Raw genomic sequence first — 22,183 nt, 5'->3', positions numbered from 1 at the left:
CTACCCATCTACATGGATGAGAACCCGGACCGCGAGCAGTTTGGTACACCGGTTGCCAGCTACTGAGGCACCTTCAGTTCAAGATTGAATGCAAGCCGACAAGGCAGGCACAGCCCGGCACGTGCCATGAGATTTGGTTATCACTGCGACCTACTAAAGATTGATTCCGCTGTAACCGCCTGTTCACTAGACTCGGTTCAGGCAAATAACTAACTCAACGCGATCAGTGACTGCTCAACCTCCACTTCGGGTTGTTCAATCACTGGCGTATTTCCGTGCGCGTCTTGGCTGTTGTCTGTTGCTAAGCGTTGTTGTTTAAGGAGTGCAAATAAAAATGCAAACGTACACCGCTGGATTAGACCTGATAAAACAACGTGAGCCGCAACATGGGCTACCTGGTGCAGCTTATATGGACCCGCTGCTTTACCAGCAGGACCTTGAGCACATTTGGTACAAAGAGTGGATCTTTGCCGGCCATACCTTTGAAATGGAAAAGCCGGGCGAATACCTGACACTGCAGATTGGCGAGTATCCAGTGGTGATGGTACGCGGTAAAGATGGTACGGTGCGGGCCTTCCATAATGCCTGTCGCCATCGCGGTTCAAAAGTATGCACCGAGGCCAAAGGCAAAGTGGCCAAACTGGTGTGTCCGTACCATAAATGGACATTCGAACTGGACGGCAAATTGCTGTATGCCGGCAACATGGGTACGGATTTCGACCCGACGGAACATAGCCTCACCCCGGTGCACTGCGAAGTGGTCCATAGCTACATCTATGTCTGCGTGGCCAAGGTGGCACCAGACTTTGAAAAGTTCCGCAGTGCCGTTTCGCCTTTCATCGGCCCCCACTACCTCGAGGACTGCAAAGTCGCTTTCGAATCCAACCTGGTGGAAAAGGGCAACTGGAAACTGGTGTTCGAAAACAACCGTGAATGCTACCACTGCGACGGTACCCACCCCGAACTGCTGTGCAGCTACACCGAGCTAGCCTCGGTACAGGGCGTGGGAAGCGCAGAGGACCCGGTCTTCGCCGAATACTGCGATACCCTGGAGGCGGCGGGCCTGGCGAGCCGCCTGGTCATGGACCCTGGCGGCCAGTTTCGCATGACCCGCATCCCGCTCAACCCAGGGGCCAGCAGCTATACCATGGACGGCAAGCCAGCCGTAACCAAGCGCCTTGATCGCAGCGGCGTGGACAACATCGGTGCGCTGTTGTACTTCAACTACCCTTCTACCTGGAACCACTTTCTCGGCGACCACGCCTTGAGCTTCCGTGTATTGCCGGTCGGACCTGGCGAAACCGTGGTGACGACCAAATGGCTGGTGCCCAAGGATGCTCAGGAAGGGGTCGACTATGACATCGACCGGCTGACCAAAGTGTGGATTGCCACAAACGATCAGGACCGCCGGCTGGTTGAAGGCACGCAGATCGGTGTTACCTCCCCCGCCTACATTCCCGGGCCGTATTCGTCGCTCATCGAAAACGGCGTATGCCAGTTTGTCGACTGGTATTGCGAACTGATGACCCGGCGCCTTACCGAAGCGGCATCGAACCGAATCATCTGATCCGCCTGGCGGTGGGCCAGCCATGTGCTGGCACCGCCGCCTGACTATCGTATCGACACCAGCCCTCCTGCGAACTCTTCGCTCGGACGCCTTGCAGAAAAATACACTGCGGTACTTGCTGGTGCTGGTCTACCCCAACGAAATCTTCCCGACCGAAATCCGCACCTTCGCCGTTGGTATCGGCACCTCCGTTTCCCGCATCGGTGCGGCCGTCGGCAGCTACCTGGTACCCCTCTCGCTGGACTCGCTGGGCATCGCGCAAACCATGTACATCGCCACCTTCGTTTCGTTCGTCGGCCTGTTCATGTCCTGGGCACTGGCACCGGAAACACGCTCGCTGAATCTGCAACAAGCGGCATCGCTGGGCTGAGCTGCAAGGCCATTGCTGTTCTGACGGAGTTCCGCACCTGGCCTCCCTGTGTTGTCAATACTGGCCTCTTCGCGGCGGTTCGGCGCGAAAGGGCCGACACGGTCTTTGCACTAACAGCAAAAGGGCCGCAATGCGGCCCTGGTGTTCAAACATCAATGCATGGATCGCCGGCCAGCGTCACTCATCCCCGGCCCTGAGTTCCTTGAGCTTCATATTGGCCTTGGCACCGATGGTCAGGAACGGCTGCGGCGGCAACTGTTTGGGCTTGTCAAAGCCGGTGAAGATTTCCACCAGCTCGCTGCGCACACCCAGTGCCTGGTCGGCTGCCGCGATCCCGGCAGCACTGGACTTGGAGGCGCCAAGCCCGTTGCAACCACAGGCCGAGAACACACCCCTTGCCACCTCGCCAAACGCTGGCACGCTGTTCCAGGTCAGCGCCATCGGGCCACCCCAGCGATACTCCATGCGCAACTCCTTGAGGGTGGGGAAGCGCGTTGCGAACTTGCCATCATGCACACGCCCGGCACTGTTCACCTGGGCGTCACCGATGGTCAGGCTCGGGTTATAGCTGTAGCGCCAGCGCACCAGGATACGGTCACTGTCGCCATCGCTGATCCGCCGTACCGTAGTGCCCATCGGCAATGCCGGTGTCGCAGCCCAGGTGCGCTGCCCCGGCAGGCGTTTCGGGTCGAAACGCTCGCTCAGCGAAGCATAGGTAAATATGTGCAGCAGCTTGCCCTTGAAGAAACCGAAACTCTGCGCGTGACCATTGTTGGCCAGAATGATCTTGCCGGCCGTCACCACGCCCTTCGGCGTCTTGATCACCCAGGCGCCACCCACCTGCTTGAACGACAGCGCCGGCGTTTGCTCATACACTTGCACCGCCCCCTCCAGTGCATCGGCAAAGCGCCGCACATAGGCCGCCGGCTGGATCATCACAGTGCCGGGCATGAACATGGCGGAGGTATAGGCGGGACTGCCTGTTACCTCGCCGATCTGCCGCGTGTCGAGCAGCTCGTATCGCTCGCCGAGCGCATCCAGCTGCTTGCCGTAGGACAGGATATGCTCATCGCCTTGAGTACCGCGGGCGACGCTGAAGCGGCCACACGGGTCGAACACATCCTTGCCCCAGCCATGCGCCTCGGCCAGCTCACGCCCCATGTCGATAGCCGTGCGGTACATCTTGATGTCACGCTTGGCACGCTCGAGCGAGCCTGCGCCCAAGCCTTCGGCAGAGACCTCGTGTGGCAGGTCGATGATGAACCCAGAGTTACGCCCCGAGGCGCCCTCGCCCACGATGCCCGCCTCAAGCAGCACAACCTTCAGGCTAGGGTCCCTGCGCACCAGCTGGCGGGCTGCGGAGAAGCCGGCAAAGCCACCGCCGATGATTGCGACATCCGCCGTGACGGCGCTACCCAGTGCAGCCTTGGCCAGCCGCGCTGGCAACATCTCGACCCAGCCAGAGCTGCCATTGTTGCTCGGCAATTTCGAAGCGACGTACATGCTAAGTACTCCGCTGCGATCAGCAAGCCGAAGCTTCAAGTTCAATCAGCGGTGCCAGTGCTTCACGCAGGGCGCCGTGTTTCGCTTCGGCCAGGCGCGCCAACGGCCGTCGTGGATTGCCCGCGTCGAAGCCCATCATCTGCGCACCGGCGTAAACCGACTGCACATAGTCACCCTGCCAGATCAGCGACATCACCGGGGCCAAGCTTTTCCAGACCTGCTGGACTTCTGCCCACTTGCCTTCGCTGGCGGCATTCACCAGGGCAACGCAGGTTTTCGGTGCCATGTTCGCGCCGCCCCAGATCAGCCCCGCCGCACCGGCAAACAGCGCGTAAGGTACAAGCGGGTCTGCGCCGTTCATGGTCGGCAGGCCAGTACGCGACAGCGATGCCTGGGCCGCCAGGTCGCCACTGCTGTCCTTGACCGAGACGAAGTTGGGGATTGCGCTCAATTGCTTGAACAGCGCTGGCGTCACCTCGACACCCACGGCCTGGGGCACGTTGTAGCCAATGATCGGCAGGCCGGCTTCAGACACGCTGGAATAGAAATCGATGATGCCCTGGTCATCGGTCGGGCCTTCGAAGAACGGCGGAAGCACCATCACCCCGTCGGCACCGCAGTCCTTGGCATGACGGGTACGCTCGACCACCTCTTCGACCAGCAACGCGGATGTCTGGGCAATAACGCGGGCGCGGCCGTTGATGACCTTTGCGCCAAAGGCCACCAGCTCCTTGGATTCATCCTTGCTCAGGTACACATGCATCCCGGTCCCGGAACTGAGCACGAAACCATGCACCCCCGCAGCGATATACCGCTCGATCAGGTGCTCGAAACGCGCGTAGTCGATCTTGCCCTGTGCATCGAACGGGGTGGTGATGGCCAGGTTCACACCGGAAAACGTGAATGCAGACATTGGGTAACTCCTTATTGTTTTCGACTGGTCAGTCCAGCCAAGGCATTGAGCATTCTGCTGCTCTGTGCAAAAGCCTAAGGGCTTGCCTGGCGGGGTTACAGCGACATTTCCGGCGCAAATAACATGATTTTCGGTTATGGCCGCTCGGGTAACCCGCCCGCTCGCATTCGTCGCCGAGCGAGGGAAACGCTTGCCGAAACAAACTACGACCGATATAGTCGTAGTTATTCGAAGGCCACCCAACCAGCCCTCGAAGCCCTCTTCGAACTTTGCGGAGTACCTCATGAAATCGAACATCCTGATCATCGGTGCCGGCTTTGCTGGCGTCTGGAGTGCCCTGAGTGCTGCACGTCTGCTCGACCAGGCGCAACGCGCCGACCTCAGCATCAGCGTGCTTGCGCCGCAGCCTGAACTGCGCATCCGCCCACGCTTCTATGAGGCCGATGTACACGGCATGAAGGCCCCGCTGGGCGATCTGTTCGAAGCCGTAGGCATTCATTTCATCCCGGGTAACGCCAGCAGCATCGACACCCAAGAGCGAAGCGTCAGCTACACCGACGCCCAGGGCCAGCCGCAGCAAATCGGCTACGACCGCCTGATCCTCGCCGCAGGCAGCCAGGTCGCGCGCCCGGCGGTGCCGGGCCTGGCCGAACACACGTTCGATGTCGACCAGATGGAGTCGGCCATGCGCCTGGAGCAGCACCTGGTCGGCCTGGCCGCACGGCCCGCTTCACCTGCACGCAATACCGTGGTGGTTTGCGGCGGTGGCTTCACCGGCATCGAAACCGCGACTGAAATGCCAGCCCGCCTGCGTGCGATCCTGGGCGCCGATACAGCGTTGCGGGTGGTGGTAGTCGACCGCGGCGCACAGGTTGGTGCAGCGCTGGGCGCCGGTATCACGCCATCGATCGTCGCCGCCTGCGAGCAGGCCGGGGTCGAGTGGCTGGCCGGGGCCTCGGTAGTGGCTGTCGATGCCGGTGGCGTCACCCTGGACAACGGCGATTACATCGCCAGCAACACCGTGGTCTGGACTGTCGGCGTCAAGGCCAGCCCGTTGACCGCGCAGGTTGGCGGCGAGCGTGACAACTTCGGTCGGCTGAAAGTGGATAGCCACCTGAAAGTACTGGGCCAAGAGCATGTGTACGCCACCGGCGATACCGCCTGGGCTGCGGTGGACGACTTGGGCAACCACGCCCTGATGACCTGCCAGCACGCCATCCCCATGGGCCGCCATTCGGGCAACAACGCCGCCGCCGACCTGCTCGGCCTGCAACCGGTGCCGTACCGCCAGCCCAAGTACGTCACCTGCCTGGACCTGGGCGACTGGGGTGCGGCATTCAGCGAAGGTTGGGAGCGCGAACTGAAGCTGCACGGCCAGGAAGGCAAAGACCTCAAGCGCCAGATCAACTCGGTGTGGATCTACCCTCCAGCAGCTGACCGCGCTCTGGCCTTGGCTGCTGCCGACCCGATGATCGCGATTGTCTGACACCAGCAACCGGACAAAACCGCCAATAATTGGCGGTTTTGTCCGTCACAATCAGTGCATTGAATGGCTGTTCAACAATGATAGCCATATGGCATCATCGAAATCAAAAAAGTATTCAAGAGGGTGAGGCAAACAACCAAATCCGCAGCGCATCAAGAGCCTGGCGCCCTACCGGTGACCCGGCCCTCCGCCGAAGCTCCTGAGGCCTGCACGCCAACGTCAAGGAGCATTCCATGCAATTAAGGAATTTGAAGATCGGCATTCGCGCTGCCAGCGTATTCGCCCTGTTGGGTATCCTGGTCCTGTTCATGGGCCTTCTCGCACTCTATGAAACCCGGCAAATGGACAAGGCCACGGACGAGATCCGGGTCACTTGGATGCCCGCCGTGGTGGCCCTCAGCGAAATCAGCAGCAACCTCGGCCGTGCCCGCGCCATCACCCTGCGTGCCGCGCTGGATGACAACCCCAGCGAGCGCACCCGCAACCAACAGATGCTCGACGGCGTCAACGCCCAGCTCAAGGAAGGCCTGAAGGACTACAGCGACACGATCATCGCCGCCGATGATCGCGCCTTGTTCAACACCTTCAATACCGCGTACCAGCAATACCTCGACCTGCAAACCCAGGTGCTGCGGGATATCGGCGCCGGCCGTTTGGATGACGCCGAGCGGCAGATCAACGGCCCGCTAAGCCAGCACGCCGACAGCATGATGCAGGCCATGGCGGCCCTGATCGCCTACAACGGCAAAGGCGCGGAACAGGCCTCGCAGCGCAGCAGCGACACGGCTGACGAAGCGTTCACGGTCATCATCGGCTCGTTGTTGGTGATCATGCTTGCCTTGGTCGCCATTGCCACCCTGCTCACTCGCAGTATCGTGTTACCGCTGGCCGATGCCGTGGCCGTAGCCGAACGCGTGGCGACCGGCGACCTGACCCAGGATATTCGCGTGTTCGGCCGCGATGAGCCGGCGTTGCTGCTGCGTGCCCTGAGCCGTATGCAGGGCAGCCTGCGCGATACTATCCGCAAGATCTCCGCCTCCTCCGACCAGCTGGCCTCGGCCTCGGAAGAACTGCACACCGTCACCGAAGACACCAGCCGCGGCCTGCACCAGCAAAGCGCTGAAATCGACCAGGCAGCCACCGCTGTCAACCAGATGACTGCGGCAGTGGAGGAAGTGGCAAACAACGCAGTCAGCACCGCCGACGCGTCGAAAGGCGCCGACCAGACCACGCGCGACGGCCGCGACCGGGTCAACCAGGCACTGGCGTCCATCCAGCACCTGGTGGCTGACGTGACCGGCACTTCCGCCGAGATCGAGCAACTGGCCAGCAATGCCAACGAGATCAGCCGGGTGCTGGACGTGATTGGCGCGATTGCCGGGCAGACCAACCTGCTGGCGTTGAACGCCGCCATCGAGGCTGCCCGCGCTGGCGAGGCGGGCCGTGGTTTTGCCGTGGTGGCCGACGAGGTACGCGCCCTTGCCCACCGCACCCAGCAGTCGACGGCGGAGATCGAGCAGATGATCACCGGCATCCAGAACGGTACCGAGCGCGCAGTTACCGCGATGCACAGCAGCCAAGGCCGCGCCACCGGTACACTGGAGGTGGCTCAGGGCGCCGGGCAGGCGCTGGAGGTGATTGCCGAGGCGATCGCTTCGATCAACCAGCGTAACCTGGTGATCGCCAGTGCTTCGGAGGAACAGGCACAGGTGGCACGCGAGGTGGACCGCAACCTGGTGAATATTCGTGACCTGGCGATGCAGACGTCGGCGGGGGCGAACCAGACCAGTGCGGCGGCGCAGGACCTGTCGCGGTTGGCAGTGGATTTGAATGGCATGGTCGCGCAGTTCAAGGTTTGACCTATGAATGCCGGGGCCGCAAAGCGGCCCCTTTTAATGCAACGACGCTCTATCAGTCATTGACACTCACAACCCGCCCCACCTTCTCGGCAACCTTGCCGCGAGTCGCCAGGCAGTAGTACAGCGGCACCGTCACCAGCAAGCCGAACAGCCACGACAGGTCGGCCCCTTCGACAATGTTGGAGTACGGCCCCACATACAGCGACGTGTTGGCAAACGGCAGCTGCACCAGGATACCGCAGGCATAGGCAATGATTGCGTGGTGGTTGAAGCGGCCATAGATGCCGCCGTCAGCACTGAAGATCGAGGCAATGTCGTACTGGCCCTTCTTGATCAGGTAGAAGTCGATCAGGTTGATCGAAGCCCACGGCACCAGCACCAGCAGCAGCGCCAGGATCAGGCCGATGAAGTGGCCAATGAAGTCCGCCGAGGCGTTCAGCGCCACCATCCCGCAGCCCACCAATATCACCGAGGCCAAAATCACCCGCACTTTGATGCTCGGCGTCCACTCGGCCATGAAGGTCTGGATCGCGGTGACGATCGACAGCACCGCGCCATACAGGTTGAGGGCGTTATGGCTGATGATGTTGAGCAGGAACAGCACCATCAGGATCGGGCCCAGCCAGCCCGTGGCCTGCTTGACCGCATCCATCGCGTCGGTGCCTTCAGGCACGCACAGCACCGCCACCGCACCAAAGCTGAAGCACAGGATGGTGCCCAGGGTGGCGCCGAAGTAGGTGGCCCAGAACGGCTTGGCAATGCCCACTTCACGCGGCAGGTAGCGCGAGTAGTCGGAGGTGTACGGCGAGAAGCTGATCTGCCAGATGGTGCCAAGCGACACAGTGGCGATGAAGCCCGACAGGTTGAACGCGCCACGGCTGAAGAAGTCGGCCGGCAGGTCCTGGACGAACATCATGATGAAGCCGGCCAGCAGTGCCGAACCCATCACCCAGGTACCGATGCGGTTGAGGATATGGATGAAGCGGTAGCCGATCACGCCGATCGCAGTGGCGCTGAGGGCACCGATCACGATCGCGCCCGGCATCGGTACGCTCGGGGTGATGCCGTGGATGGTCTTGCCCGCCAGGACGATATTGGAAATGAAGAAGCCAACATAGATCAGCGCGGTAAAGAACACGATCAGCAAGGCCCCGTAACGGCCGAACTGGCCACGGCTCTGCACCATCTGCGGTATGCCCAGCTGCGGTCCCTGCGCAGAGGCCAGGGCGATGACCACGCCCCCGGCAAGATGACCCAGCACGATGGCGATCAGCCCCCACAGCAGGTTCAGGTGGAATACCTGGACCACCATGGCGCCGGTGACGATGGGCAGTGGCGCAATGTTGGTACTGAACCAGAGGGTGAACAGGTCGCGCGCCTTCCCGTGGCGCTCGGCAGGTGGAACGTAATCGACCGTGTGATTCTCGACAAACTGGTGTTGCGACGACGGTTGGGACATGGTTTTCAGCTCGAAAGGTCGTTTTTATCTTTGTAAGGAAACCGCATCTAGGCGGCCTCTCAGCTGCGGACCATATTATGGTATTCCAAACATTTGACAACACTGATCCGCAGTAAAAAACGCCCGCTGATCCGCTTGCGAAAGCCCTGCGACAAACCGCCTCACCACTCAAGGCCACGGTTTACGTGGCCTTGAGCCGTTCATCGTGAAAAACCAGGGTTGAAAATTCCGCTTGCAAAATAGGTATTACGGTATACCATCAGACACATCAACGATAAAAACCGCGGACCACCGCAGCCCTTTCGAGGTACATGAGATGATCGACGCAACCGTCTACAAGAACGTCCTGGGCTCCTTCCCGTCCGGCGTTACCGTCATCACCACCCTGGACGACGACGGCTCGGTCGTCGGCCTGACCGCCAGCGCCTTCTCCTCCCTGTCGATGGACCCGCCGCTGGTGCTGTTCTGCCCCAACTACACCTCCGACTCCTACCCTGTACTGATCAAGCAGAAGCGCTTTGCCATTCACCTGCTCTCCGGTGAGCAGCAGGCCGAAGCCTATGCCTTCGCCAAAAAGGGCAAGGACAAGGCCAGCGGTATCGAGTGGTCCTTGAGCGAACTGGGCAACCCGATCCTGGCCGGCGCCACCGCGGTTATCGAATGTGAACTGTGGCGTGAGTATGAAGGTGGCGACCACGCCATCATGGTCGGCAAGGTGCACAACCTGATCGTCCCTGAACAAGCGCCACGGCCGATGGTGTACTGCCGCGGCAAGATGGCCAGCCTGCCGGCCTTTGCCTGAAGCCTATTCTGAATCGAGACCACTGGCGCCTCCCCTGCCCGGCGCCAGCCCCTTTCAAGCGTTGAGGAAAGCCCCATGAAATTTTCGTTGTTCGTGCACATGGAACGTTGGGATGAACAGGTCAGCCACCGCCAGCTGTTCGAAGACCTGACCGAACTGACCCTGATGGCCGAAGACGGCGGTTTCAGCACCGTGTGGATCGGCGAACACCACGCCATGGAATACACCATTTCGCCAAGCCCGATGCCGCTGCTGGCCTACCTGGCCGCACGCACCGAGAAGATCCGCCTGGGCGCCGGCACCATCATCGCGCCGTTCTGGAACCCGATCCGCGTCGCCGGCGAATGCGCCCTGCTCGACGTGATCAGCAACGGTCGCATGGAAGTGGGCCTGGCCCGTGGTGCCTACCAGTTCGAATTCGACCGCATGGCAGGTGGCATGCCGGCCACTGACGGCGGCAAGGCCCTGCGCGAAATGGTGCCGGTGGTGCGCAAACTGTGGGAAGGCGACTATGCCCACGACGGTGAAGTCTACAAGTTCCCCACCTCCACCAGCGTACCGAAGCCGTTCAACGCCACGCCACCGATGTGGATCGCCGCCCGCGACCCGGACTCGCACAACTTCGCCGTGGCCAACGGCTGCAACGTCATGGTCACCCCGCTGATGAAGGGTGACGAAGAAGTGCTGGACCTGAAGAACAAGTTCCAGGCTGCCCTCGACAACAACCCAGGCGTGCCGCGCCCGCAACTGATGGTGCTGCGCCACACTCACGTGCACAGCCCGGCCGAGCCGGAAGGCTGGAAAGTCGGCGCCCAGGCCATTTCGCGCTTCTACCGCACCTTCGATGCCTGGTTCGGCAACAAGACTACCCCGGTCAACGGCTTCCTCGAGCCGAGCCCGGAGTCGAAGTTTGCCGAAGTGCCGGCGTTCCAGCTGGAGAACATCCGCAAGAACACCATGATCGGCACGCCGGAAGAGATCATCGCGCGTATCAAGTACTACCAGGAGCTTGGCGTCGACGAGTTCAGCTTCTGGTGCGACAACAGCCTGCCCCACGCCGAGAAGAAGAAGTCGCTCGAGCTGTTCATCAAGGAAGTGGTGCCGGCGTTCGCCTGAATTCCCATTGCCTGAATCATTGCGGGACGCAGCCCGCTCCCGTGGGCCCTTGTGGCCTGCGTGAGCGGGCTTTTTTTTGGGGATCTGTGCTGGCCTCTTCGCGGGCTTGCCCGCTCCCACAGAGCCCCCACAGCTTTCAAGGCCTGCGCTGTACCTGTGGCAGCGGGCAAGCCCGCGAAGAGGCCAGTACAGACGCCCCAAAATTCAAGGCATCAAGCCACCTTTCGTCCCCTCGCAAGAGAAATTTCCAGCCACCTCTTGCACAACAAATATTATGGTATACCATCAGACAACAAGAGCTGATAACCCTCACCAGGAGCCACCCATGAGTTTCGAAATCCGCAAGATCGTCACCTACTCCGAAGAGACCCGCATCGAAGGCGGCAAGGCCACCGACAAGCCGGTGACCATGGTCGGCCTGGCCGTCGTGATCAAGAACCCATGGGCCGGTCGCGGTTTCGTTGAAGATCTGAAGCCGGAAATCCGTGCCAACTGCTCGGAGCTGGGTGCGCTGATGGTCGAGCGCCTGACTGCCGCCATCGGCGGTGCCGACAAGATCGAGGCCTACGGTAAAGCTGCAGTAGTCGGCGCCGACGGTGAAATCGAGCACGCCTCGGCGGTGATCCACACCCTGCGCTTCGGCAACCACTACCGCGAAGCGGTACAGGCCAAGAGCTACCTGAGCTTCACCAACAAGCGCGGCGGCCCAGGCACCTCGATCCAGATCCCGATGATGCAGAAGGACGACGAAGGCCTGCGTTCGCACTACATCACCCTGGAAATGCAGATCGAAGACGCCCCGCGTGCCGATGAAATCGTCGTGGTGCTGGGCGCTGCCGACGGCGGCCGCCTGCACCCGCGTATCGGCAACCGCTACATCGACCTGGAAGAACTGGCTGCCGAAAAAGCCAACGCTCAATAACAACAACCAAGACGGGCCGGGGCGTGGCGTGCTTACCCGCCGCGCCCGACCTTCAAGGAGCGCCCTCCATGATTCAGCCTGTCGCTGAACGCACACCTGCCGGCACCAGCTACCTGTCCGTCGGCCAGGGCCAACCCGTGGTACTGATCCACGGCGTGGGCCTGAACAAGGAAATGTGGGGCGGTCAGTTCGTTGGCCTGGCCAACGACTACCGCGTCATCGCCTACGACATGCTCGGCCACGGCCAAAGCCGCGTACCGGCTGCCGACACGCCGCTGGAAGGCTATGCCGACCAGCTCGCCGAACTGCTCGACCATCTGCAAATCAAACAAGCGACCGTGATCGGCTTTTCCATGGGGGGCCTGGTCGCGCGCGCTTTCGCCCTCAACTACCCGCAGCGCCTGGCTGCATTGGTAGTACTCAACAGCGTGTTCAACCGCACCCCCGAGCAGAGTGCTGGCGTAATCGCCCGCGCCGCCCAGGCTGCGGAGCTGGGCCCCGACGCCAACGTCGACGCCGCCCTCGACCGCTGGTTCAGCCGTGAATACAAGGCTGCCAACCCAGCGCAAGTTGCTGCCATTCGCCAAGTGCTGGCGAGCAACGACCCGCAGGGCTACCACACCACTTATTCGCTGTTCGCCACCCAGGACATGTACCGCGCCAGCGACCTGGGCAGCATCCAGGTACCAACGCTGATCGCCACCGGCGAACTCGACTCGGGCTCCACCCCGGCCATGACCCGCCAGCTCGCCGCCAGCATTCCTGGTGCGCACAGTGTGGTCCTCGCCGAGCAACGGCATATGATGCCGGTGGAAGCACCCCGTGAAGTCAACAAGATGCTGCTGGACTTCCTCACGCAAGCCCGCACCCTCACCGAATCCGCCAAGGGGATTGTTGCATGACCCTCGTTCGTTTCCAGATGTGCATCGACGGCCAATGGCGCGATGCCCAGAGCGGCAAGACCTTCGACAGCCTCAACCCGGCCACCGCCCAGGCCTGGGCGCAACTGCCCGACGCCGACGAAGCCGATGTCGAGCTGGCCGTGCAGGCCGCCCAGCGCGCCTTCGACAGCAAGGAATGGCGCAGCATCACCGCCACCGCGCGCGGCAAGCTGCTGCGTCGCCTGGGCGACCTGATTGCCGAAAACAAGGAACACCTGGCCCAGCTGGAAAGCCGTGACAACGGCAAGCTGATCCGTGAAACCCGCGGCCAGGTCGGCTACCTGCCGGAGTTCTTCCACTACACCGCTGGCCTGGCCGACAAGCTCGAAGGCGGCACCCTGCCGCTGGACAAGCCCGACCTGTTCGCCTACACCGTGCACGAACCAATCGGCGTGGTCGCCGGGATCATCCCGTGGAACAGCCCGCTGTACCTGACCGCGATCAAGCTGGCCCCGGCCCTGGCCGCCGGCAACACCATCGTGCTCAAGCCGTCCGAGCACGCCTCGGCGACCATCCTCGAGCTGGCCCGCCTGGCCCTTGAGGCCGGCTTCCCGGCAGGTGTGGTCAACGTGGTCACCGGCTACGGCCCAAGCACCGGCGCGGCGCTGACCCGCCACCCACTGGTGCGCAAGATCGCCTTCACTGGCGGCGCCGCCACTGCCCGCCACGTGGTGCGCAGCAGTGCCGAGAACTTCGCCAAGCTGTCGCTGGAGCTGGGCGGCAAATCGCCGAACATCATCTTCGCCGACGCCGACCTGGACAGCGCCATCAACGGCGCCGTGGCCGGCATCTATGCCGCCTCCGGGCAAAGCTGCGTGGCTGGCTCGCGCCTGCTAGTGCAGGACGAAATCTTCGACGAATTCGTCGAACGCCTGATCGCCCGCGCCAAGCGCATCCGCATCGGCAACCCGCAGGACGACGCCAGCGAAATGGGCCCGATGGCCACCGCACAACAGCTGGCCGTGGTCGAAGGCCTGGTGGCTGCGGCCAAGGCTGAAGGCGCCAAGCTGCACATGGGCGGCAAGCGTGCCGAGGTCGAGGGTGACGGCTGGTTCTACGAGCCGACCCTGTTCGAGTGCGACAGCAACTCGATGACCATCATGCAAGAAGAAGTATTCGGCCCGGTTGCTGCGGTGATCCGCTTCAAGACCGAGGAAGAAGCCCTGGCCATCGCCAACGACTCGCAGTTCGGCCTGGCTGCCGGCATCTGGACCCGCGACCTGGGCCGTGCCCACCGCCTGGCCCGTGACGTGCGCTCCGGGATCATCTGGGTCAACACTTACCGCGCGGTGTCGGCCATGGCGCCGATCGGCGGCTTCAAGAACAGCGGCTACGGCCGTGAGAGCGGCATCGATTCGGTGCTGGCCTATACCGAGCTGAAGACCGTGTGGATCAACCTGTCCACCGCGCCGATGCCCGACCCGTTTGTGATGCGCTAAGAGGTAGCACGAGATGATCGAACCCGGCATCTACAAAGACGTGATGGGCTCCTTCCCGTCCGGTGTCACGGTAGTCACCACCCTGGACGCCGACGGCGGCATCGTCGGCATCACCGCCAGCGCCTTCAGTGCGCTGTCGATCGACCCGGCGCTGGTGCTGTTCTGCCCCAACTATGCCTCCGACACCTACCCGATCCTGCGTGACAGCAAGCAGTTCGCGATTCACCTGCTGTCCGCCGACCAGACCGCCGAAGCCTATGCCTTCGCCGGCAAGGGCAAGGACAAGGCCAAGGGCGTCGAGTGGCACCTGAGCGAGCTGGGCAACCCGCTGCTGGCCAAGGCCACGGCAATCATCGAGTGCGAACTGTGGCGCGAGTACGACGGCGGTGACCACGCGATCATCGTCGGCGCGGTGAAGAACCTGGTGCTGCCGGCCGAGCCGGTGACGCCGATGGTGTACCACAAGGGCAAGCTGGGCGCCCTGCCACCCCTGGGCTGATACACCCTATGAATCGGTGTTGGCTTCTTCGCGGGTGAACCCGCCAAGAAGCTCACACCGTTGCCCCTGTTTTTAGGGGCCGCGCTATCGTCTCACCCTCGGTTGCGGCCCCTGTTTTATTCCGGAGTACTGCGCATGAGCAATGAAAAGTACGAGAAAGGCCTGCAGATCCGCACCCAGGTGCTGGGCGAGGACTACGTCAACCGCTCGATCCAGAACGCCGACGAGTTCACCAAGCCGTTGCAGGAACTGGTCACCGAATACTGCTGGGGCCACGTCTGGGGCCGCGAAGGCCTCTCGCTCAAAGAGCGCAGCATGATAAACTTGGCCATGATTTCCGCGCTCAACCGGCCCCACGAGCTCAAGCTGCACATACGCGGCGCATTGCGTAATGGGCTGAGCCGTGAACAGATTCGCGAGATCTTGCTCCAGGTCGGCATTTATTGCGGCGTGCCAGCGGCGGTGGACAGCTTCCGCCTGGCCCGCGAGGCGTTCGCTGAAGCCGACGCGGAGTCCACCCGTTAACACCGGGCTGTTCGAACCCACGCAAGGAGCACCCAGGTTCGTGGTGCTGTTGCGGTTGCGGCCGGGCAGCCTCTTTAAGAGCGCACTTGATGAAACGCCAGCCACTCGACGACAGCTTCAAGGTCAACCGCAACCCCGTTACCCTGCGCGAAATCGTGCTCGACAAGCTGCGCGCCGCGATCATGAACTTCCACCTGCTGCCAGGCGACCGCCTGGTCGAGCGCGACCTCTGCGACCGCCTCGGCGTCAGCCGCACTTCGGTGCGTGAAGCCCTGCGCCACCTGGAGTCCGAAGGCCTGGTGGAATTCGCCGACGCCAAAGGCCCGCGCGTGGCCATCATCACCCTGGAAGACGCCCGCGACATCTACGAGCTGCGCTGCGTGCTCGAAGGCCTGATCGTGCAGTTGTTCACCCTCAACGCCAAGGCCAAGGACATCCGTGCCCTGGAGCGCGCGCTGGAGGTCAACCGCGAAGCCCTCGAAGAAGGCGAGTTGCAACAAGTGCTGGATTCGGTGCAAGGCTTTTACGACGTGCTGCTGGAAGGCTCCGGCAACCAGGTGGCGGCCCAGCAGCTGCGCCAGTTGCAGGCGCGCATCAGCTACCTGCGTGCCACTTCGGTGTCGCAGGAAAACCGCCGCGGCGCCAGTAACCGCGAAATGGAAAAGATCGTCGAGGCAATCAAGGGCGGCGACCCGCTGGTGGCGCACCAGGCCTCGGTCGACCACGTCCGCGCCGCCGCCAAGGTGGCCCTGGACTACCTGCGCCAGAAGCAGGATGACAACGTCAAGGTGCGCGACATGGTCGAGCCCCTGGCCCTGAAGGATCCCCGTATATAAGCAACGCATAGGCCGCTGATCATGCCCAACGCCCCGCGCTACTGCCCGCACTGCACCATGGAACTGGCCCGGGGCGTTCCCACAGGCGACACCCACGAACGCCTGCACTGCACCGGCTGCGGCTATATCCACTACATCAACCCGAAGATCATCGCCGGCTGCATCATCGAGCGCGATGGCAAGTACCTGCTGTGCCAGCGCGCCATCCCGCCACGCCCTGGCACCTGGACCTTGCCGGCCGGGTTCATGGAAGCTGGCGAGACCACCGAGCAGGCAGCGCTGCGCGAGGTCTGGGAAGAAAGCGGCGTGCGCGCCGACATTGTCTCGCCCTACTCGATATTCAGCGTGCCGAAAATCAGCGAGGTGTACATCATCTTCCGCGCCATCGCCACCGAAGAAACCGGGCAGTATGGGGCGGAGACGCTGGCGTACAAGTTCTTCGAACCTGATGAAATTCCCTGGGATGAAATCTACTACCCGGCGATCCGGCAGATTCTCGAGCGCTACATCCTCGAACGACAGGCCGGGGTGTATGGCATCTACATGGGCAATGACGACACCGGCAAGGTGCACTTCATGCGCTAGCCTGTTGGGGCCCTATCGCCGGCAAGCCTGCTCCCACAGGATCAATACAGGCCTCAGCTCCTGTGGAGTACCTGTGGGAGCTGGCTTGCCGGCGATGAGGCAGGTACAGCCACCACAAACCCCTCGCCAAGCGTCTAATCTCGGTGCACCCTAAAGGCCTTGAGCAAAAGGACCGGCAGAGCACATGGCTAAATGGCTAGATGGCGGCGGGCAGATGGCCGAACGCATCCGCAACCACGATTGGGCCGCCACACCACTGGGCCCGCTGCAAAACTGGCCTGACCCGCTCAAGACCAGCCTGGCCCTGTGTCTGGCCTCGCACTTTCCGCAAGCCGTGCTGTGGGGCCCCGACCTGCTCACCCTGCACAACGACGCCTTCTCGCAGATTCTTGGGCAAAAGCCCCTGGCCCTGGGCATCCCCTTCCGTGAAGTGTGGAAAGAAGCCTGGGCCGACATCGGCAGCATGGCCAACCGCGCCCTGGCCGGCGAGGCGGTGTACATCGAAGACTTCCCACTCACCATCGACCGCAACGGCGGCCCCGAACGCGCCCATTTCACCTTCTGCTACAGCCCCATCCGCGACCATGACGGCAACGTGCTGGGCATGCTTGACACGGTCACCGAAACCACCGCCAGCGTGCTGGCCCATGCCGAAGTACGCGAGGCCATGGCGGCGCTGGAGGCGCTGAATGCCACCCTCGAACAACGCGTCGAAGAGCGCACCACCCAACTGCTGCACACCGAGGCCGTGCTGCGCCAGACCCAGAAGCTTGAAGCCATCGGCCAGCTGACCGGCGGCGTGGCCCATGACTTCAACAACCTGCTGACCATCATTCGCTCGTCGCTACACTTTCTGCAACGCCCAAACCTCGACGAAAAACGCCGCGAACGCTACCTCAAGACCATATCCGACACCGTCGACCGCGGCACCAAGCTGACCGGCCAGTTGCTAGCCTTCGCCCGCCGCCAGGCCCTGAGCCCGCAAGTGTTCGAAGCCGGGCCACGGCTGGAGGCCATGGCCGACATGCTCGACACCGCTACCGGTGCGCGGATCCAGGTCGAACTGCAGTTGCCGCAGGCGCCTTGCCATATCCGCGCCGACCTCAACCAGCTGGAAACCGCGGTAATCAACTTGATGCTCAACGGCCGCGATGCCATGGCCGGCGCAGGCACCTTGCAGCTGTGCCTGCAGGCCGACCAATGCCTGCCCGCCCTGCGCGGGCAGGCACTACAGCCGGGCCCGTTCGCGGCGATTTCGGTGAGCGACAGCGGTGTCGGCATTGCCGCCGATTTGCTGGAGCGCATCTTCGACCCGTTCTTCACCACCAAGGCCCCGGGTGAAGGTACCGGGCTCGGGCTGTCGCAGGTGTTCGGTTTTGCCAAGCAGTCCGGGGGCGATGTGCAGGTAAACAGTGTCCCAGGCCAGGGCACCACCTTTACCTTGTACCTGCCCCAGGAGCCGCCGCCTGCGGTCTAGGCGGTCAACGGCGCCCCTCTGCCAGCATGCGCACGGCCAGACCCGCCAGTACCGTACCCATCAGCCAACGCTGAACCTGCTGCCACAGCGGGCGGCCAGCCAGGAACACGGCGATAGAGCCGGCCATGATTGCGATCAGTGCATTGACCGAGACGCTGATGGCGATTTGCGTCGAGCCCAGTACCAGCGACTGCAACAGCACGCTGCCATGCCCCGGCTCGATGAACTGCGGCATCAACGACAGGTACATGACGGCGATCTTGGGGTTGAGCAGGCTGGTGGCAAACCCCATGGTGAACAGCCGCCGCGGGCTGTCGGCGGGCAAGTCACGGACCTGGAACGGCGAACGTCCACCCGGCCGCAGCGCCTGCCAGGCCAGGTACAACAAGTACAGTGCGCCACCGATGCGCAGCGCATCGTAGGCAAAGGGTACGGCCATTACCAGGGCGGTAATGCCCAGCGCGGCGCAGAACATGTAGATGACGAAGCCCAGGGCCACACCGCCAAGGGAAATCAACCCAGCCTTGCGGCCCTGGCAGATCGAGCGAGAGATCAGGTAGATCATGTTCGGCCCTGGGGTCAGGACCATGCCCAGGCAGATCAGGGCGAAGGTAAGCAGTTGGGTGATTTCGGGCATGAAGCACATCCTGGTTGTGCGTTGAAGTGGTGCGAGTTTATCCGAGGCTTTGCTTGTCGTCTGTACCGCACCTGCTACCTACCAGCTTGACGCGGTCAACTGTAGGAGCGGCCCGCGTAGCTCGGTGGGTTCAGCTGATCTGCCCGGCTATCAAACCCAAGGCCACCGTAATCATCGCCACCCCCGACACCCGCCCGACCAGCTTTGCCGCCCCCGGCCGGGTGCTCAACACAGCCTTGGCGCCATAACCTACCAGCGAATAGATCACCAGCGAACTGCACAGGTGCACCAGCCCCAGCAGCAAGATCTGCAACGGCACCGGCCAGTTCGACTGCGGGTCGGTGAACTGTGGTAGCAGGGCCAGGAACAGCAGGAAAACCTTGGGGTTCAGGCCACTGACACAAAACCCTTTCAACGCCCAGCGCGAGCCCGACTCCCCCGCACCACCCTGCCCGGCCGCTGGCAATGCCGGGCGCAGCAACAGGTTGCCGCCCAGCCACAGCAGGTACGTGCAGCCCGCCAGGGTTAACAGGGTCAGCGCCAGCGGGTGCCCAGCCAGCAGGCTGCCGACCCCGGCCGCCACCACCAGGGTGGCCAGGAAATGCCCCGACAACATCCCCGCCACTGCGGGCATCACCCAACGCCCGCGCATGCCCGCCGAAATGGCGTAGGCCCAGTCTGCGCCCGGGGTAATCACGAACAGCATCGACACGGCCCAGAACGCCGTCAGCACACTGATAGCCACTTGAATCTTCCTTATCTACTGCTTTGGGATGTCGAAAGATTACGGATTCCGCCCGGGGATTTTCTTTCGTATATTCCCCTTCAGCATTCATTTACTGGAAGATTCTTCCCCATGGACAGAACTGATCGAAAAATCCTTGCCGAGCTGCAAAAAGACGGTCGGCTTTCGGTAACCGAGCTGGCCGACCGCGTAGGGCTCAGCCTGTCGCCCTGCCATCGGCGCCTCAAGGCACTGGAAGAATCCGGGGCGATTCTGGGCTATCACGCCCGTCTGGCGCCGAGCGCGCTGGGGCTGAATTTTGCTGCGTTGGTGTTCGTGACCCTGCGCGAAGTCACCCGCCAGCCGGTGGCGGACTTTGAAGCGGCCTTGGCCGAGATACCGCAGATAGTCGAGGCACAGCGGCTGTTCGGTGACCCGGACTACCTGCTGCACGTGGTGGCCAAGGACCTGCCGGCGTTCCAGAAGCTGTATGACGAGCAACTGACCAGCATTCCCAATGTGAAGCGCCTGAGCTCGACTTTGGTGATGAAAGAGGTGATTCAGGATCGGTTGTTGCCGATGTAGCTGTATTAGCCGTACTGGCCCTTTCGCGGGCATGCCCGCTCCCACAGGTTCACCGCAGCGTCTGAAAGTTGCGCCATACCTGTGGGAGCGGGCAAGCCCGCGAAAGGGCCAGTACAGGCAACCATTCACCTGCCCTGAAAATGCGCACACCGCACCAACCTCTCTACCCCAAGCCCTCCAGTCAACTGGCACCCTCCTTGCTCCCGTCCCCCGCTTAAGCTTTTGTCAGCCTTAGGTTTTTTAACGCCTATGGGTACATATTTACTAATTTCTCGTTATCCCCGCGCCCCGCATCATCGCTCCAACAAGAACGCGTCGCCCTTCGTCGGCACGCCCCCGGGCAGCTCCCGATGCCCTACCTTGCCTTGGAGTCAGTCATGACCAGTGCAGCCAATTCGGCACCCCTGATAGAAAAACACACGATCGGCTATGTGCCCCCGCAAGACCGCCATGGAAAGGTAAGGGATCTGTTCACGCTGTGGTTCGGCGGCAATATCGCGCCGCTGCCCATCGTCACCGGCGCGCTGGGCGTGCAGCTGTTCCACCTGAACCTGGTGTGGGGCATCGTCGCCATCCTGGTCGGCCACCTGGTCGGCGGCGTGCTGATGGCGCTGCACTCGGCCCAGGGCCCGCAAATGGGCATCCCGCAGATGATCCAGAGCCGCGCCCAGTTCGGCACCCTCGGCGCGCTGCTGGTGGTGGTGATTGCCGGCGTCATGTACATCGGCTTCTTTGCCTCCAACATCGTCCTCGCCGGCAAGTCGCTGCATGGCGTGGTCGACTCCGTGCCGGTACCGGTGGGCATCGTAATTGGCGCGCTGGGCTCGGGCATCATCGGTATCATCGGCTACCGCTTCATCCACGTACTCAACCGCATCGGCACCTGGGTGCTGGGTATCGGTATCGTGGTCGGTTTCGGCTACATCTTTACCCATGTGCAGAGCGACGACTTCCTCACCCGCGGCGGCTTCAACCTGGCCGGCTGGCTGGCCACCGTGTCGCTGGCGGCGCTGTGGCAAATTGCTTTTGCGCCCTATGTGTCGGACTACTCGCGCTACCTGCCAGCAGATGTAAAGGTCAGCTCGACCTTCTGGACCACCTACCTGGGCTCGGCACTGGGTTCGAGCCTGTCGTTCATCTTCGGCGCCGTAGCCGTGCTGGCAATCCCGGTCGGCATGGACACCATGGACGCGGTCAAGCTGGCCACCGGCACCCTGGGCCCGATCATGCTGGTGCTGTTCCTGCTTAGCGTGATCAGCCACAACGCCCTCAACCTGTATGGCGCGGTGCTGTCGATCATCACCCTGGTGCAAACCTTCGCCTACCGCTGGATCCCTACCGCCAAGAGCCGCGCGGTGCTGTCGCTGATCGTGCTGTCGGCCTGCTGCGTGGTGGCAGTGTTCGCTTCGGCAGACTTTATCGGCCACTTCGTCGATATGGTGCTGGTGCTGCTGGTGGTACTGGTGCCGTGGACGGCGATCAACCTCATCGACTTCTATGCCATCCACAAGGGTGACTATGACATCCAGTCGATCTTCCAGGTTGATGGCGGTATCTACGGGCGTTACAACCCACAGGCGCTGATCGCCTATGCCGTGGGTATCGTGGTGCAGATTCCGTTCATGAACACGCCGCTGTACGTCGGGCCGATTTCCGAGCACATCAATGGTGCTGACCTGTCGTGGCTGGTGGGGCTGGCGATTACCTCGCCGCTGTACTGGTGGCTGGCCAGCCGTGACAGTGCCTATCGTCGTCGCCAGATGAGTGCCGAGCTGGCCATGGGGCACTGATACAACCTGTACCGGCCTCTTCGCGGGTGAACCCGCTGCCACAGGAAAAGCACAGGCCGCCACCATGGTCGCCAGCATCACCACCCCTGCCCCCTGGTTGGCCGCGAGCCCGGAGCCTACGTTGAAGCCGAACCAGCCCACCCACAGC

The 22,183-nt window shown here is 62.4% G+C and carries 19 protein-coding genes and 3 pseudogenes; 16 read left to right on the top strand and 6 right to left on the bottom strand.

Annotated elements, in window-relative coordinates; translation table 11 throughout:
- Window positions 1–334: 334 nt before the first annotated feature.
- Window positions 335–1,567, top strand: coding sequence for an aromatic ring-hydroxylating dioxygenase subunit alpha (locus ABE456_RS20160; RefSeq protein ID WP_346645486.1), 1,233 nt, complete (start codon window positions 335–337; stop codon window positions 1,565–1,567).
- A gap of 115 nt (window positions 1,568–1,682) precedes the next feature.
- A pseudogene (locus ABE456_RS20155) lies at window positions 1,683–1,937 on the top strand (MFS transporter); the annotation flags it as partial.
- A gap of 177 nt (window positions 1,938–2,114) precedes the next feature.
- Here the strand turns inward: ABE456_RS20155 and ABE456_RS20150 are convergent.
- Window positions 2,115–3,440: an FAD-binding oxidoreductase gene (locus ABE456_RS20150; protein WP_346645485.1), complete on the bottom strand. Its 1,326-nt coding sequence runs from the start codon at window positions 3,438–3,440 to the stop codon at window positions 2,115–2,117.
- A gap of 19 nt (window positions 3,441–3,459) precedes the next feature.
- Window positions 3,460–4,353 carry a dihydrodipicolinate synthase family protein gene (locus ABE456_RS20145; protein WP_346645484.1) on the bottom strand — a complete coding sequence of 298 codons (894 nt, stop codon included), beginning with the start codon at window positions 4,351–4,353 and terminating at the stop codon, window positions 3,460–3,462.
- 283 nt (window positions 4,354–4,636) lie between these two features.
- Between ABE456_RS20145 and ABE456_RS20140 the strand changes: the two genes are divergently transcribed.
- Window positions 4,637–5,839, top strand: coding sequence for an NAD(P)/FAD-dependent oxidoreductase (locus ABE456_RS20140; RefSeq protein ID WP_346645483.1), 1,203 nt, complete (start codon window positions 4,637–4,639; stop codon window positions 5,837–5,839).
- Window positions 5,840–6,072: 233 nt separating this feature from the next.
- Window positions 6,073–7,698 (top strand): methyl-accepting chemotaxis protein, encoded by a 1,626-nt coding sequence (locus ABE456_RS20135; RefSeq protein ID WP_346645482.1) that lies wholly within the window; start codon window positions 6,073–6,075, stop codon window positions 7,696–7,698.
- 52 nt (window positions 7,699–7,750) lie between these two features.
- Here ABE456_RS20135 and ABE456_RS20130 read toward each other — a convergent pair whose 3' ends face one another.
- Window positions 7,751–9,157, bottom strand: coding sequence for a cytosine permease (locus tag ABE456_RS20130; RefSeq protein ID WP_346645481.1), 1,407 nt, complete (start codon window positions 9,155–9,157; stop codon window positions 7,751–7,753).
- A gap of 316 nt (window positions 9,158–9,473) precedes the next feature.
- On the opposite strand from ABE456_RS20130, the gene ABE456_RS20125 reads away from it, so the two are divergent.
- The 10 genes and pseudogenes from ABE456_RS20125 to ABE456_RS20080 all read left to right on the top strand — a co-directional run.
- Window positions 9,474–9,959 (top strand): flavin reductase family protein, encoded by a 486-nt coding sequence (locus tag ABE456_RS20125; protein ID WP_346645480.1) that lies wholly within the window; start codon window positions 9,474–9,476, stop codon window positions 9,957–9,959.
- A 75-nt stretch (window positions 9,960–10,034) separates the two neighbouring features.
- Window positions 10,035–11,075 (top strand): LLM class flavin-dependent oxidoreductase, encoded by a 1,041-nt coding sequence (locus tag ABE456_RS20120; RefSeq protein WP_346645479.1) that lies wholly within the window; start codon window positions 10,035–10,037, stop codon window positions 11,073–11,075.
- Between the two features lie 325 nt (window positions 11,076–11,400).
- Window positions 11,401–11,997 carry an amino acid synthesis family protein gene (locus ABE456_RS20115; RefSeq protein ID WP_003256068.1) on the top strand — a complete coding sequence of 199 codons (597 nt, stop codon included), beginning with the start codon at window positions 11,401–11,403 and terminating at the stop codon, window positions 11,995–11,997.
- 68 nt (window positions 11,998–12,065) lie between these two features.
- Complete coding sequence (locus tag ABE456_RS20110) at window positions 12,066–12,899, top strand: alpha/beta fold hydrolase (protein WP_346645478.1); 834 nt, start codon at window positions 12,066–12,068, stop codon at window positions 12,897–12,899.
- Window positions 12,896–14,377 (top strand): aldehyde dehydrogenase, encoded by a 1,482-nt coding sequence (locus tag ABE456_RS20105; RefSeq protein WP_015270730.1) that lies wholly within the window; start codon window positions 12,896–12,898, stop codon window positions 14,375–14,377. The genes ABE456_RS20110 and ABE456_RS20105 overlap by 4 nt, the downstream gene beginning before the upstream one ends.
- Before the next feature lie 13 nt (window positions 14,378–14,390).
- Entirely contained in the window at window positions 14,391–14,876 is a 486-nt protein-coding gene (locus ABE456_RS20100; RefSeq protein WP_003256072.1) for a flavin reductase family protein, read from the top strand.
- Window positions 14,877–15,011: 135 nt separating this feature from the next.
- Entirely contained in the window at window positions 15,012–15,401 is a 390-nt protein-coding gene (locus ABE456_RS20095; RefSeq protein ID WP_016499260.1) for a carboxymuconolactone decarboxylase family protein, read from the top strand.
- Window positions 15,402–15,490: 89 nt separating this feature from the next.
- Window positions 15,491–16,237, top strand: coding sequence for a GntR family transcriptional regulator (locus ABE456_RS20090; protein WP_346645477.1), 747 nt, complete (start codon window positions 15,491–15,493; stop codon window positions 16,235–16,237).
- Between the two features lie 21 nt (window positions 16,238–16,258).
- Window positions 16,259–16,822: an NUDIX hydrolase gene (locus ABE456_RS20085; RefSeq protein ID WP_346645476.1), complete on the top strand. Its 564-nt coding sequence runs from the start codon at window positions 16,259–16,261 to the stop codon at window positions 16,820–16,822.
- 184 nt (window positions 16,823–17,006) lie between these two features.
- Window positions 17,007–18,281: pseudogene (locus ABE456_RS20080) on the top strand (ATP-binding protein); the annotation flags it as partial.
- A gap of 22 nt (window positions 18,282–18,303) precedes the next feature.
- Here ABE456_RS20080 and ABE456_RS20075 read toward each other — a convergent pair.
- Window positions 18,304–18,936 (bottom strand): LysE family translocator, encoded by a 633-nt coding sequence (locus ABE456_RS20075; protein WP_346645475.1) that lies wholly within the window; start codon window positions 18,934–18,936, stop codon window positions 18,304–18,306.
- Window positions 18,937–19,066: 130 nt separating this feature from the next.
- On the bottom strand, window positions 19,067–19,681 hold the full coding sequence (locus ABE456_RS20070) for a LysE family translocator (protein ID WP_346645474.1): 615 nt from the start codon (window positions 19,679–19,681) through the stop codon (window positions 19,067–19,069).
- Between the two features lie 111 nt (window positions 19,682–19,792).
- Here ABE456_RS20070 and ABE456_RS20065 point away from each other — a divergent pair, with 111 nt between their 5' ends.
- Window positions 19,793–20,245 (top strand): Lrp/AsnC family transcriptional regulator, encoded by a 453-nt coding sequence (locus tag ABE456_RS20065; protein ID WP_015270735.1) that lies wholly within the window; start codon window positions 19,793–19,795, stop codon window positions 20,243–20,245.
- 377 nt (window positions 20,246–20,622) lie between these two features.
- A complete protein-coding gene (locus ABE456_RS20060) occupies window positions 20,623–22,035 on the top strand; it encodes a cytosine permease (protein WP_346645473.1) in 1,413 nt (470 codons plus the stop codon).
- A gap of 57 nt (window positions 22,036–22,092) precedes the next feature.
- On the opposite strand, the pseudogene ABE456_RS20055 reads toward ABE456_RS20060, so the two are convergent.
- Window positions 22,093–22,183 (bottom strand): annotated as a pseudogene (locus ABE456_RS20055) (hypothetical protein); the annotation flags it as partial.

Source organism: Pseudomonas sp. TWI929 (assembly GCF_039673335.1).
Lineage (GTDB): Bacteria > Pseudomonadota > Gammaproteobacteria > Pseudomonadales > Pseudomonadaceae > Aquipseudomonas.
The sequence above is the reverse complement of the archived record's forward strand: the minus strand, read 5'-3'. Positions and strand labels throughout refer to the sequence as shown.

Bases quoted from the DNA above. Each gene is read 5' to 3' on its own strand.
- ABE456_RS20100 (WP_003256072.1), top strand. From the start codon at position 14,391: ATGATCGAACCCGGCATCTACAAAGACGTGATGGGCTCCTTCCCGTCC.
- ABE456_RS20095 (WP_016499260.1), top strand. From the start codon at position 15,012: ATGAGCAATGAAAAGTACGAGAAAGGCCTGCAGATCCGCACCCAGGTG.
- ABE456_RS20115 (WP_003256068.1), top strand. From the start codon at position 11,401: ATGAGTTTCGAAATCCGCAAGATCGTCACCTACTCCGAAGAGACCCGC.
- ABE456_RS20150 (WP_346645485.1), bottom strand. From the start codon at position 3,440: ATGTACGTCGCTTCGAAATTGCCGAGCAACAATGGCAGCTCTGGCTGG.
- ABE456_RS20065 (WP_015270735.1), top strand. From the start codon at position 19,793: ATGGACAGAACTGATCGAAAAATCCTTGCCGAGCTGCAAAAAGACGGT.
- ABE456_RS20085 (WP_346645476.1), top strand. From the start codon at position 16,259: ATGCCCAACGCCCCGCGCTACTGCCCGCACTGCACCATGGAACTGGCC.
- ABE456_RS20060 (WP_346645473.1), top strand. From the start codon at position 20,623: ATGACCAGTGCAGCCAATTCGGCACCCCTGATAGAAAAACACACGATC.
- ABE456_RS20145 (WP_346645484.1), bottom strand. From the start codon at position 4,353: ATGTCTGCATTCACGTTTTCCGGTGTGAACCTGGCCATCACCACCCCG.
- ABE456_RS20120 (WP_346645479.1), top strand. From the start codon at position 10,035: ATGAAATTTTCGTTGTTCGTGCACATGGAACGTTGGGATGAACAGGTC.
- ABE456_RS20140 (WP_346645483.1), top strand. From the start codon at position 4,637: ATGAAATCGAACATCCTGATCATCGGTGCCGGCTTTGCTGGCGTCTGG.
- ABE456_RS20105 (WP_015270730.1), top strand. From the start codon at position 12,896: ATGACCCTCGTTCGTTTCCAGATGTGCATCGACGGCCAATGGCGCGAT.
- ABE456_RS20125 (WP_346645480.1), top strand. From the start codon at position 9,474: ATGATCGACGCAACCGTCTACAAGAACGTCCTGGGCTCCTTCCCGTCC.
- ABE456_RS20135 (WP_346645482.1), top strand. From the start codon at position 6,073: ATGCAATTAAGGAATTTGAAGATCGGCATTCGCGCTGCCAGCGTATTC.
- ABE456_RS20090 (WP_346645477.1), top strand. From the start codon at position 15,491: ATGAAACGCCAGCCACTCGACGACAGCTTCAAGGTCAACCGCAACCCC.
- ABE456_RS20110 (WP_346645478.1), top strand. From the start codon at position 12,066: ATGATTCAGCCTGTCGCTGAACGCACACCTGCCGGCACCAGCTACCTG.
- ABE456_RS20075 (WP_346645475.1), bottom strand. From the start codon at position 18,936: ATGCCCGAAATCACCCAACTGCTTACCTTCGCCCTGATCTGCCTGGGC.
- ABE456_RS20160 (WP_346645486.1), top strand. From the start codon at position 335: ATGCAAACGTACACCGCTGGATTAGACCTGATAAAACAACGTGAGCCG.
- ABE456_RS20130 (WP_346645481.1), bottom strand. From the start codon at position 9,157: ATGTCCCAACCGTCGTCGCAACACCAGTTTGTCGAGAATCACACGGTC.